At 59.1% G+C, this 11,504-nt stretch carries 11 protein-coding genes and 1 pseudogene; 6 read left to right on the forward strand and 6 right to left on the reverse strand.

All coding sequences use genetic code 11. The features are described 5' to 3' along the window. The first annotated feature begins 77 nt into the window (after nucleotides 1-77). Nucleotides 78-1,307 carry an AMP-binding protein gene (locus HZB49_RS16675; protein ID WP_291613247.1) on the forward strand — a complete coding sequence of 410 codons (1,230 nt, stop codon included), beginning with the start codon at nucleotides 78-80 and terminating at the stop codon, nucleotides 1,305-1,307. Then, complete coding sequence (locus tag HZB49_RS16680) at nucleotides 1,288-3,777, forward strand: hypothetical protein (RefSeq protein WP_291613248.1); 2,490 nt, start codon at nucleotides 1,288-1,290, stop codon at nucleotides 3,775-3,777. The genes HZB49_RS16675 and HZB49_RS16680 overlap by 20 nt, the downstream gene beginning before the upstream one ends. 206 nt (nucleotides 3,778-3,983) lie before the next feature. Here HZB49_RS16680 and HZB49_RS16685 read toward each other — a convergent pair whose 3' ends face one another. Genes HZB49_RS16685 through HZB49_RS16695 form a run of 3 tightly spaced genes read right to left on the reverse strand, consistent with a single transcriptional unit; the run spans nucleotide 3,984 to nucleotide 6,216 of the window. After that, complete coding sequence (locus tag HZB49_RS16685) at nucleotides 3,984-4,691, reverse strand: formyltransferase family protein (protein ID WP_291613250.1); 708 nt, start codon at nucleotides 4,689-4,691, stop codon at nucleotides 3,984-3,986. Next, on the reverse strand, nucleotides 4,688-5,065 hold the full coding sequence (locus HZB49_RS16690) for a hypothetical protein (RefSeq protein ID WP_291613253.1): 378 nt from the start codon (nucleotides 5,063-5,065) through the stop codon (nucleotides 4,688-4,690). The genes HZB49_RS16685 and HZB49_RS16690 overlap by 4 nt, the downstream gene beginning before the upstream one ends. Further along, the gene (locus HZB49_RS16695) at nucleotides 5,059-6,216 is read right to left on the reverse strand and encodes a hypothetical protein (RefSeq protein WP_291613255.1); all 1,158 of its coding nucleotides are present in this window, start codon (nucleotides 6,214-6,216) and stop codon (nucleotides 5,059-5,061) included. The genes HZB49_RS16690 and HZB49_RS16695 overlap by 7 nt, the downstream gene beginning before the upstream one ends. 167 nt (nucleotides 6,217-6,383) lie before the next feature. Between HZB49_RS16695 and HZB49_RS16700 the strand changes: the two are divergent. The 4 genes and pseudogenes from HZB49_RS16700 to HZB49_RS16715 form a co-directional block, all read left to right on the forward strand. After that, a pseudogene (locus tag HZB49_RS16700) lies at nucleotides 6,384-6,572 on the forward strand (phenylacetate--CoA ligase family protein); the annotation flags it as partial. A 96-nt stretch (nucleotides 6,573-6,668) separates the two neighbouring features. Then, nucleotides 6,669-7,439 (forward strand): hypothetical protein, encoded by a 771-nt coding sequence (locus HZB49_RS16705; RefSeq protein WP_291613256.1) that lies wholly within the window; start codon nucleotides 6,669-6,671, stop codon nucleotides 7,437-7,439. A gap of 80 nt (nucleotides 7,440-7,519) precedes the next feature. Beyond that, nucleotides 7,520-8,467, forward strand: a complete 948-nt coding sequence (locus HZB49_RS16710) for a nucleotidyltransferase family protein (protein WP_291613258.1) — start codon at nucleotides 7,520-7,522, stop codon at nucleotides 8,465-8,467. A gap of 52 nt (nucleotides 8,468-8,519) precedes the next feature. Beyond that, the gene (locus HZB49_RS16715; RefSeq protein ID WP_291613260.1) at nucleotides 8,520-8,816 is read left to right on the forward strand and encodes a PqqD family protein; all 297 of its coding nucleotides are present in this window, start codon (nucleotides 8,520-8,522) and stop codon (nucleotides 8,814-8,816) included. Between the two features lie 15 nt (nucleotides 8,817-8,831). On the opposite strand, the gene HZB49_RS16720 is transcribed toward HZB49_RS16715, so the two are convergent. The 3 genes from HZB49_RS16720 to HZB49_RS16730 form a co-directional block, all read right to left on the reverse strand. Then, entirely contained in the window at nucleotides 8,832-10,556 is a 1,725-nt protein-coding gene (locus tag HZB49_RS16720; protein ID WP_291613262.1) for a glycosyltransferase, read from the reverse strand. A gap of 428 nt (nucleotides 10,557-10,984) precedes the next feature. After that, nucleotides 10,985-11,164, reverse strand: a complete 180-nt coding sequence (locus tag HZB49_RS16725; RefSeq protein WP_291613264.1) for a twin-arginine translocation signal domain-containing protein — start codon at nucleotides 11,162-11,164, stop codon at nucleotides 10,985-10,987. A gap of 97 nt (nucleotides 11,165-11,261) precedes the next feature. Next, on the reverse strand, nucleotides 11,262-11,474 hold the full coding sequence (locus HZB49_RS16730; protein WP_291613266.1) for a twin-arginine translocation signal domain-containing protein: 213 nt from the start codon (nucleotides 11,472-11,474) through the stop codon (nucleotides 11,262-11,264). Between the last annotated feature and the right edge of the window lie 30 nt (nucleotides 11,475-11,504).

Genomic DNA, 11,504 nt, shown 5'->3' on the forward strand with positions numbered 1-11,504 from the left:
CCTGACGCCACCCCCGGCACCGCCGCAAGCCGTCTGATACCATGCCAACGCCGAACCGCAATCGGCCGGAGCCCGCCATGACCGAGCACTATGACACCCTGGAAACGCGCGATCCCGCCAGCCGGGAGGCGGACCTGTTCGCCCGGCTGCCTGGCGTGTTGCGCAAGGCCCTGGAAGCGCCTGCCTATGCCGAGCGGCTGAAGGGGGTCGATCCGGCCGCCGTGACCAGCCGGGCCGCGCTGGCGCGCCTGCCGGTGCTGCGGAAGTCGGAGCTGCCTGCCCTGCACAAGGCGGCGCCGCCCTTCGGCGGCTTCGTCAAGGCCTCCCCCGGCTCGTTTGCGCGGCTGTTCACCTCGCCCGGCCCGATTTTCGAGCCGGAAGGCGCCCAGGCCGATCCCTGGCGCGGCGCCCGGGCCCTCCATGCCGTCGGCTTCCGCCCCGGCGACGTCGTGCTCAACACTTTCAGCTATCACCTCACCCCCGGCGGCTTCATCTTCGATGCTTCCGCACGCGCGCTCGGTTGCGCCGTGATCCCCGCCGGCCCCGGCAATACCGAGGCGCAGTTCGAACTGATCGAGGCCTATCGGCCGGTCGGCTACAGCGGCACGCCGGACTTTCTGAAGATCTTGCTCGACGCGGCCGCCGCGGCCAACCGCGACGTCTCCTCGATCAGGCGCGCGCTGGTCTCCGGCGCAGCCTTCCCGAAATCGCTGCAGGAAGAGATCAAGTCGCGCGGCGTCGACGCCTACCAGGCCTTCGGCACGGCCGACCTCGGCCTGATCGCCTTCGAGACGCCGGCCCGCGAGGGCATGACGGTCAACGAGGACCTCATCATGGAAATCGTCAGGCCCGGCACCGGCGATCCCGTCGCCGAAGGCGATGTCGGCGAGATCGTCGTCACCTCGCTCGATCCGCATCACCCCTGGATCAGGCTCGCCATCGGCGACCTCACCGCCGCACTTCCGGGCAAGAGCCCGTGCGGCCGCACCAACATGCGCATCCGGGGATGGATGGGTCGCGCCGACCAGACGACGAAAGTAAAGGGCATGTTCGTGCGCCCCGAACAGGTCGCCGAGATCGGCAAGCGCCATCCCGAACTCGGCCGGCTGCGCCTCGTCGTCAGCCGCGCCGGTGAGTCCGACGTGATGACGCTGCGGGCGGAATGCGCAAGAGCTTCCGACCAACTACGCGAGCGACTAGAATCATCTATACGTGCGGTGATCAAGCTCGGCGGTTCAGTCGAGTTGGTCAGCTCGAATTCACTTCCCAATGACGGTAAGGTCATAGTTGACGAACGGAACCAATGAAAGCACCCCGGCTTCCGCGCTCAAACATGTTTTGCTGACCCTTTGGCGCGTCGAAACCCTTCCATCGGACCGGCTGACGGCCCGCGAACGAAAATCAGGACGCGTCCTTGGAATCGCGGTTGCCACAATCATCCTGGTTATCGCAGCCATTCAAGGTGCCCAACATTATAGGGCAAACGTCGACTCGGCCTTCTTTTATCAGACTCGTTTCGGCCCAGCCGTCAGCTTTGCCTGCCATAACGAATACAACCGGATCAAGCCAAATGAGCAGGTACGGCTGTTTCTTGAGCGCAAGTCACCGAGTCTCGTCAACTGCAACGAAGTCGAAGCTCTGCCGGTTGCAACCCTCAGCGGCTTTGAGAGGTCCACAGTCTATCTCGAGCTTGCTTCGGCCATCCTGTGGAAGCTATTCGGATTCAATTGGGAGATTCTCTGGATTATCGCGGCCGTCCTTGCCTCGGGCTTTGCTTTGGCCTGCTTCACTCTCTTGCGTGTTTTCTTCGAGAGCCGCCTGATCGCCGCGACATTTACGTATCTCGTGATTTCGTCACAACCCGTCGTTTCGCAAATCCCGCACCTGCGCGACTTCTCCAAGGGCCCATTCTTGATCGGCGCAATTGCCTGCATTGCGATCGCCGCGCTCCGGCACAATAAGCCGATAATCACGCTGTCATATGCAATTGCAGCCGGCGCCCTCGTCTCGTTGGGGCTGGGATTTCGCACAGACTTGAACTTGGTCATTCCGATTGCCATTCTGGCACCCATACTCTCGATCAGCGGTGGTGACTTACGCCGATCCGTCGCACGCATTTTCTTGGTGTGGGCGGGTTTTGCGGTTTCGTACCTTGCTTTTCGGTTGCCGCTCGAGCTTGCCTTCAGCGAAGTCAAATCAGCGCCCGCGACGTTCATACCGCACGTCTTCATTCTTGGCTTTTCTGAGCTATTCCTCCACGGCGCGCTTGGCATGCCAGATTCACCTTACAGCGTCTTCCGCCCCTACTATGATGAAGCCGTGCGTACCAGCGTGAATTTCTTTGCGGGGAAAACCGGTCAGTTTCCTGTTGAATGGGGATCGATCGAATACGAGAGAGTTTCCGCCGAACTTCTCAAATCGATTTTGCTGCTCATTCCGTTCGATGCCCTGTTTCGCGTTTTCTACACAGCCAATGCAATTGGCCACCTTCCACTCAATGCCTTTGTCTGGGGACCACAATTACTGTTTGCGATTCCGATCGTTGCGATAGCGCGACCGCGGCACTTCTTGTTCGCAATCCTGGCTTTTGGAATTCTTACAGCTGCGCTTTCTCTTCAATTCGATATACGTCATGCCTTCTACATGACGCTATTGGGTCCAATCCTCCTAGCGCTGTCTTTCGGGGTATTGCTGGACGTTGCGTGCTGGATACGCTGTCAAGGCCTGCGCTTGCCGCCATGGTTTGGCTTGAGGTTTGGCTCCTTTTGGCTGTCAGCAGGTCTTCTGGCGATTGCGTTGGCTGCTGTTCTCCAATTCGTCGCCGTTGCGCAACGGAAAGCGCTGCAAGGAAGTGCGCAAACCTACCTGGGCCTCGAATGGGAATCGATCAAGTTCCGGCCGGCAAAGGATGGTATCGAGCCCGTGTCTTTGGGCAACCGTGACAACAGACCGGGCATCTCCTTTGCATTGAAACATCCTTCCGATCAAAACAGCTGGACGTCACCGCGAACCGACACATTCTCCAAAGTTACAATAGAGCTGCAGCACCCCCGCGTTGAACCGCTGCCGATTGAATACTCCTGGTCTGCGGTACAGGAAAAAACGCCATTGGCCGGGAAGTCATTTGCCTTGTCCACGAACAAGGTGGGTTACGCTATCGAAAGCAGTCCCATCTCCGGGAGCAGCCTGCGATCGCTTGCTGGCAAAGGGAAAAATGGCCGTCAGGTTCTCGTATTGCAGGCTACAGGCGAAACCCTTAGCGGAGAATTTCAAATCGGTGTACTCAACGCCGACAAGAGCAAGTTTGCATTTCTTGAGCGCTTGTCGCGAGGAAGATGGAAATACCGAAAGCAGTTTGAAATCGGCTCTGATCTCGACAGTTTTACCATTCTCTTTTCCAACGTCCTGCGTGTACACAGCAGCGTTCGGGTCGATACCGTTGAACTCGTCACTGTGCCCGAGCCGAACTGCTGGAGCCCTGGCGAAAGGATTGACGCAAACTATGTGCGTTTTGACAATCAAGTAAGACTTGGTGGTCCTCTGCTGCCGGACCAGGCTGGATATGCGACGTACTATTTTCCCCAAACCTTTTCAAAAAATCTCGCATTTGAGGGCTTGAGCTTGGGTAACATTTCGCCCGATTGCGTGGTGGATTGGTCGGTTGCGAGGAACTTTCCAGCGAAAACTGTCCCTGCGGAATTCTTGTTAGTCAACGACCAGCTCAACAGCTTTCGGCGTGGCGACTGGGAATCGATCTGGCGGGCCTTTGTCGACTAGTTTGACCGTGGCCATTCGACTTCGCGACCACCACCGGCACAACGTCGCTGCCGGCCAAGAGCCTATGGGACCGCCCAACATACGCATCAAAGGCCGGATGGCCAAAGTGAACGGGGCGTTGCCCAACGATGGCAAGGTGGTTGCGGCGGACGAGCGTTAGGCACGAGCCGCAATCGCAGGCCACTGATCGCGGCCGCGAAACCCGGCTAGCCCATCTTCTGTGCTTCGAAATGCTCTTGCACGACAGCGCGTAGAAGCGATGACATTTCGTAGAACCGTCGCCCCTTCGCTACGTCATTTTGACCGTTTACGGTCCCATCTTCTATCTTATTGACTGCCTTGCGGTAGAGTTCGGCATCCTTCGAGAAGAGGAGCGCCTTGGCTTCCGCTATGGTTTTCATATTCCGAAGTGGCACCGGTTCCCAATGCACTATGGGAGAACCGGTATCGATGCCGCTGTCGATAAAAAACACGGTTACTCCTGTCGGATCTCCGCAGAGAACCGACCATTCCATTACCGAACGGCCGCGGAATTTCGGCAACTGTCCGATATGGGCATTGAGAATGCCCTTGCCGCACAGCTCTATCACCTCTTTTCGATAAATAACTCCCATGGCGTGCAGCCCGAGGTCGGCACCCACACCCCGAAGGAAGCCCAAGCTGGCCGCCGACCCAAGGGGATCAAGAGCAAGAAAGATTCGCCCACCCCACAGGTCCGTCACGACGCCAATCCAATCCCAGACGCTGTACCGGCGAGCAGCGTGCGCAAATTGTGCGGCGAGGAAGAGCCAGCGCGAACGCCGGGAATTGTTACAAATCAAGAACCGGAGTTCATGCTTGCTGCCAAGGCCTTTGAAGGCCTTCCAAAATTTGGGAATCTGTCCAAGGGTGTCGCAGAAGACGACGAGCTTCATGGTTCGACCAAAACACCAAGCGTGGAGCGATACATCGCAAGAAAGGCTACACGAGCTTCTTCTTCATAGCCGCTACCCCAGCTCTCAAACGTCGCGTTGAGGCCATCAATGAAACGCAAATCATCGATCTGGACGGCTGACGCTACGATTGCGGCCTGATCCAGCATCATCGAAAGGTCATCTCTGGTGATCACACGCGCGGCAATGCGCGGGCGATATCGCACCATGAGCTGCCTCAACGCTTCCTCCGCTTGCGGCTGCGATGGCGGCGGCGCCAATCGAGTTTTCGAACCGTCCCCGATCGCGCACAAACGCTGACGGAGATTTTCCCGCAGGAAGGGCGCCAGTTCGACGCAGGCACGAACCGTCACCATGCGTTAAGGTCCAGCTGGTCAGCAAGCTGAACAAAAGATCGAAACTCTACGTTAGAATGCGTCGTGTGAATATGATCGATCAGCTTCGCAATGCGGTTAAAGTGGAGCGGCGTTTGCAGGTCCTTCGTGTGATTCTCGAACACCAACACCTTTAGCGGACTCGGGTCGTTAGCCGCACGCGCAATGCAAATATCGGCCATGTCACGAAATACCGAGAAGGGAAGATCGGACGAGAGATCGAAGATAACGTCGGTCATCGCGCGCCCCGATTGAAACCCGAACGGATCCCGAATCACAAAATCGGGTTGCTTGGCATCCTTCTTTCCAGAAACTCGCGAGCGAATGTTTCGAGCCATTTTTCCTATCCTGGAATACAGGCGCGTTCCGCGCAGCACACTTATCATTCCCCTCAAGGCCTCGCTTGGTCCATGGCCAGGCAAGCCTTCGAGTATCTTTTTTGCCAGCAGGCTGCGTTCTATGGATTGCGTCGGAATCTCCAGCAGCGGTGCTACATTCTCCGGCGTGCGCGGAAAGCGCCGGATGTCGTCGTAGTCTGGACGATACGGGAAAAACGGCGAATCGAGTTCGCGATAGTCCAGCTGAATGGCCTCACCGTCATAAAGGTTGCCTTTCACGATCGAAAGGTCATACCGTATCCCGCGACGCACGAGCTCTTCGACAATTGCACGCGACGGCGGCCCCATGCCCCAGGACCCGCCGCGGAACGAAATGATACGATGCGGCGCGGTCAGCTTATCCAGGTAAGGAATGGCGGCATCCAGCATGCGGCGAATTTCTTCGACGGAGTAGTCGGCAAGATTCCAGCGGCGATCAAGCTTCCACCAGCCGTCAATCAGCTCAGCCTTCATCCATTGTGGGTGCACGTGAAGTTGCACGTCAAAGCCGCGCGCGACCATGAGCCGCACGGTTTCCAACCAGGCATCCCGACCAGATCTGATCGCTTCGTCAACGTCGACATATCGTTCGAATGCGAGCTGCTGCAAGACTTCGACATTGAAAGTCGACTTAATGCCAAAGCTATCGTAAAGATTCATCAGCTGGATCGCGGGTTTGCGCTGAAGGTCTTCAACGCGACCTGTCCCGTTCCCGCGTAGTTCCCAGTCGTCGGTCAGAATTATGTACGTGGTCACTCGAGTTTTGCTCTACGATTTCCTTGCGCGTGACTGCCTCGCGCCAGGCAAAGAACAGCTTGGCCGGCGCCGATCCCAGTGATGTCCCGCCGGGTAGTCAATGCCGGATCAAAGCGCGGCTGTCGCATGAAATCAAGGACAACCGTTGCTTTTGGGGAGCGCATGCCCGTCTTATCGTCAGCCGCGCCGGCGAGTCCTACGTGATGACGCTGCGGGCGGAATGCGCCTCCCCAAGCGACGCGCTGCGCGATCAACTCTCTTCAACCTTGCGCACGATTGCAAAGCTCGGCGGCAATGTCGAACTGGTAAGTGCGGGTTCGCTGCCGAACGACGGCAAGGTGATCGCGGACGAACGCCCGCAACAAATCCGGGCGAGAGGCATGGACTTCGCCGTCTGCCTTGCGCTATTTCCGGACGACGGTTGGTTCTAGCCTTGGGATAGCGTGATCGCGATGAAGATCGACTGCCTGATGGGAACTTACGGGCGATACGGGCTGGTCTGCGAGTCGCTCGCCTGCTTTCTGCAGCAGTCGGCCATCTCCAATGCAACGCTCCTGATCTATAATCAGCATCCCGATCCGCTGATTTTCGATCACCCGCGCGTCCGCATCGTCAACGAGGCCGGTCCCAAGGCCTCACTCCGATACATCCGGCAGCGCATGCATGAGCTTGCAGACCCCGATGCCCAGTTGATTCACTGGTGGGACGACGACGATTTGTATCTGCCGTGGCACTTGCAGGATTGTCTCGACCACATTGGCGACAACGTCGCCTGGAAACCCGCCTCAAGCTGGTTTTCCGAGGCCAATATCCGGTTCACGCTAAGCAAGAACAGGTTCGAGGGGTCGTGGATTTTCCGTTCCGATCACGTGAGGAAAGCCCAGATGCATGCTCATCCGGATTACCCCGATCATCCCGTGTTCCGTCAGACCGAGGAAGCTGGTCTGATTGCCACCACCGAGCTCGGCGATCTGACTTCCTACATTTATCGATGGGATATCGGAACGCAGCATCTGAGCCAATATGGCAGCGGTGACGAGCAACGACAGGCCGGAAATGTCGATACCTGGCGGGCGCGGAGCAACGATATTGAGCCCGGCGGCGTCCTTCTGCCGTCGGACCTGTCCCTGCGGTGGCACCAATATCTGAACGGAATCAGGAACCAGATCGCGCCCGGCAGCATGCATTTGATCGAAGGGCGATTGTCGCATCTCCTGAAGTGATGGACTATTCGATCTTGTCCTGCAACATACGGACCTGACGATGACCAGAAGCCGCAAAGCGTCGCTCGGGATACGGTTCGATGTCGTTGCTTGACGCCTGGATCGTTCATTGCGCCGATCCGCTCGGATCACAGTCACCTCCTCCTTCCCGCGAGCTCGCCCCCCGGTTCGCCGATCATCTCGTTGACCAGGCTGAAGCGCATGGCGTGCTGGGAGCGCTTCTGAAGAATTTCTCCGGCTTCGAACAGGATCCCGGCTTCGCTGCGGCACGGGAATCGGCACGCAGCCGCAACCGCGCCAATGCCGCATTCTCGGCTCTTCTCGCCCGGGAGACAGATGCGTTGTTGCCGGACCTGAAAACCGTCGGTGCGATCGTCGTCAAGGGAGCTACATTCGCGCGCAACCTGTATCCGACACCGTCTCTGCGTTCGTTCTCGGATATCGATATTCTTGCACCGGATCGCGCGCTTTCCCGGCTCGCCGAGATACTGTCGGACCGCGGGTTCTATCTCGCCGAAAGCCACAAGCGGGAATTCAAGTGGCTGAGCCGCGCCAATGACCGGGTGATGGTGGAAGTCCAGACCGACCTCGTCCATCCCGACAGTCTTCACAATGCAATTTCACTTTCCTGCGAGACGATCGCCTCGTCGCCATACAGTCCGGCGGCGTTCCTGATCGTTGCGCTGGTGCATGGCGTCGGACACCAGTATGAACGACTGCAGCACGTCGTCGATATCCGCCAGGCGGCACGCAACCTGCCGCCGGCCGATGAATCCGCCTTCGAGGGGCTGGTGCAAGCGACCAATGCGAGGCTTGCCGCCGTTTCCGGCCTGCTGCTCGCCGGCCGCCTTTTTGACGATGCCCGTTGCCGCGGCATTGCACGCGGGATCGGTTCGACGAAACTCAGGGAACTGGCGAATTTCCTGGTCGATCGTACCGTGATCATGTCCACCACTGATCGCCGCCGCGCCATCTTCAATTGGCGCCGCCTGGTTTTTCGAATATTGTTGCGCCACAACGTGCCATAGCTTCAGGCTGGACGAACTCCCGTTCGGCAGCATTTCATTCCTGAGACCTGCAATGTTCAACTCCGACACTATCCCGATCCAGCGCCAGGGGTTTCAGCTGGAAGAACTGGATGGGGAGACGCTCCTCTACCGGCATTCCCTGAAGAAGATGATCTATCTCAGTGAGAGCGCCGCGGTGGTCTGGAAACTGTGCGATGGCGAACGTACCGCGCAGGAGATCGTCAATCTCCTTGCAGACGCTTATCCGGAAACACGCGATACCGTGATCGGCGACGTCGTCGCGGCGCTGGACAGCCTGGTTCGGGAAGGCGCGTTGCACATGACGAGCCGCGCCTCCAAGCCGAATTGATACGGCCCATTGGGCTCAAATGCCCAGCTCTTCCATTTCGAGCTTGAACCGATCAATCATTTCGACGGCATTTTTCTCGCCGATCAGCTCACGGAAGTGAGCCTCCATGGCATCTGTCGGCAGGCCCAATTCGTGAAGGCCGACCAGATAGTTCCAGACGCGATCTTCGTAAGTGTTGCGATAGGGCACGCCCATTGGCCTGCCAAAGCGATGAATCCAGCGCAGGAAAGGCAGACACAACGTTCGGCCGCCGCGCTGGCGGAATTTCTCGTGAATATAGCCCTCCTCGCCGCCGAAGCCGCGGAAGGCAGCATTGAACCCGGGCCACGCCGTGCGACGGCAAGCAAAGACCCCCAGGCCTTGCATCGGAATCTCGAATGGCGGAGCGTCCGGATCGGCGGCAAGACCATTGTCGTCCCAGGTGCCGAACATTCCGGCGCGCCACTCCGGTTTGAAATGCGTCGCGAGCCGGCCGAGATCGTCGTAAACCAACGGACCCTGTAACAGGTCGTTGGTCGACGGGTTCTCGGCGAAATGATCCAGCAGCTTGCGCATGCCGCCTGGAACTATGAAGACATGCGAATCCATGCACAGCACGAACTCGCCGGACGCCTCCTCGAAGATCCTTGTCCTGACCGAAGTGCCGGATTTCGACATCTCGGGAACGTAGCGGTAGTTCGGAATGGCACCTTCGAGCGCCTTCAGCGAGCTTGCACAGGGGCCGTCAGGATGATTGTCGATGACGACAAACTCGATATCGTCGAGAATCTCCGGGTGATAAATCCGCAGCGCCTGGATGGAAAAATACACACCGTCATAATCGTCATAGGTCGCCATGCCGACAGTCAGCCGCACCGGGCCGCGGCGCGGGGTGGCGGCGGGAACTTCGAAGCGGGGCGCAGACGCGGCGGAAAGGGTTTCCGCGGGGCGCGCAAACGCGCTCATCATCCGTCGTGCCTGGCTGCCATCGATGCCGCCTTCGAGCAGCAGCCGCGCCAGCACGTCGACGACGCCCTCCAGTTGATCAAAGGAACCATAGCGCAGCTCCAGCGCCGGCACGCGCCGGGCAAGATCGCTGAGGATGGCAAAGCCTCCGTCCGCCAGATTGCGCGCGTTGACGTTGCACCCCATCAGCCGAATGCAGGCCTGCGCGGCCGTAATCGGCTGAATGGCGATCTGCGCGCCGGGACTGAATGAGGGAAAAACGATCAGGCCACACAGACACGGGCTCGCTTGGGCCGCATCGTCTTGCGGGCGAACAATCAGGTTCGCTCCCGCCTGCAATCGCCGCAGCGGAGCGACCCGCGAAAACCCGCCGACGATCTTGTCGGCGTCAGGCTTCAGCATCAAGGCCCGACCCAGACCCTGGATGGCGCCGTCCGCGGCAAGAACCACGAGTTCGTCAGTGAGATAGTCGAACCCCTTGTCGAACAGCCATGCAGCGAGCGACGACTTCCCCGCGCCGGATTGGCCGGGAATGAGCACGGAGCGGCCACCCCAGGCGACCGCCGCCGCATGCAGCGCAATTCCCGCCGTAATCCGCCCGGCTAGCCGACTGGCGACCACTTCCGAGATGTGAATGAGGGCCTCCGGGCGATCGAGGCCAAGCCGGGTCGAGCGTTCGCGATCCTCTGTTTCATCGACGCAGTAGCGACCGTCGCCGGCCTCGGTAAGCGTAACGACGGCGCAAGGCATGATTGGCGTGTCGGTGTCAGCCCCCGGGCCGAACAATATGTCCATATCATCCGCCCAATTGGGCGGAATATGCAGCAGGACCGACTGATCCCCGAGCGAAACGGATATGGTTCTCACGCCTGGACCGGAGGCCTTGACGCGCGGAAGATCGGAAATCGACGTCAATGTAAGCCGGGGCTAGGAGTTGGTAGTACTCGGCGCAGGCGTCGTAGTCGTCGGCGCCGCCGCGACGGAGAGCGCCGCGTGCGCAGGCGCCACAATGGATTGAACGATCGGCCTGGTCCATTGCGATGGCAGTGCGACCAAGGTCACCGCGCCGCCGACCATGATCGTGATTTTCCTTACGACATCCCTCCGGGTCGTATCCTTACTCACAGGCACCTCCAAACATCAATATCGTCTGCACCTGGATCAACACCGCTTCGGGCTCCATCGAACGAATCCCATGGAATCCCGGTCACGGACAGAGCAGCCTAGGTGGGCCCCAACGTAGTCGTGGGCGCGGCGACAGAAAGCGCCGCATGGGCGGGCGCCACGATGGATCGAACGACCGGCTTGGTCCATTGCGACGGCAACGCGATCAACATCACCGCGCCGCCGACCACGATCGTGATCTTCTTTACGACATCCCGACGGGTCGTATCCCTGCTCACACGCGCCTCCAAAATCCGTCAACGCACAATCGCAAATGCTTCATTCAAACACGCAACAAGCACCGCGCACCTGCATCGAATGACCCGTGGGCAAGCCTCAAGGAGCAGCGGTCGTCGAAGTCGGCGCCGCCGTGGTCGTCGGCGCTGCGGTCGTAGCTGCAGCGACGGAAAGCGCCGCGTGCGCAGGCGCCACGATCGACTGAACGATCGGCTTGGTCCACCGCGACGGCAACTCGATCAAGGTGACCGCGCCGCCGACGACGATCGCGATCTTCTTTACAACATCTCTGCGGGTCGTATCCTGACTCACACACGCCCTCCAAGAAACGAAAAAACAATA

Origin of the sequence: Bradyrhizobium sp. (genome assembly GCF_016219575.1) — a bacterium.
Classification (GTDB): domain Bacteria; phylum Pseudomonadota; class Alphaproteobacteria; order Rhizobiales; family Xanthobacteraceae; genus Bradyrhizobium.

Coding starts and splice junctions, on each gene's coding strand:
- HZB49_RS16675 (WP_291613247.1), top strand. CDS start 78: ATGACCGAGCACTATGACACCCTGGAAACGCGCGATCCCGCCAGCCGG.
- HZB49_RS16685 (WP_291613250.1), bottom strand. CDS start 4,691: ATGAAGCTCGTCGTCTTCTGCGACACCCTTGGACAGATTCCCAAATTT.
- HZB49_RS16690 (WP_291613253.1), bottom strand. CDS start 5,065: ATGGTGACGGTTCGTGCCTGCGTCGAACTGGCGCCCTTCCTGCGGGAA.
- HZB49_RS16705 (WP_291613256.1), top strand. CDS start 6,669: ATGAAGATCGACTGCCTGATGGGAACTTACGGGCGATACGGGCTGGTC.
- HZB49_RS16710 (WP_291613258.1), top strand. CDS start 7,520: ATGTCGTTGCTTGACGCCTGGATCGTTCATTGCGCCGATCCGCTCGGA.
- HZB49_RS16715 (WP_291613260.1), top strand. CDS start 8,520: ATGTTCAACTCCGACACTATCCCGATCCAGCGCCAGGGGTTTCAGCTG.
- HZB49_RS16720 (WP_291613262.1), bottom strand. CDS start 10,556: ATGGACATATTGTTCGGCCCGGGGGCTGACACCGACACGCCAATCATG.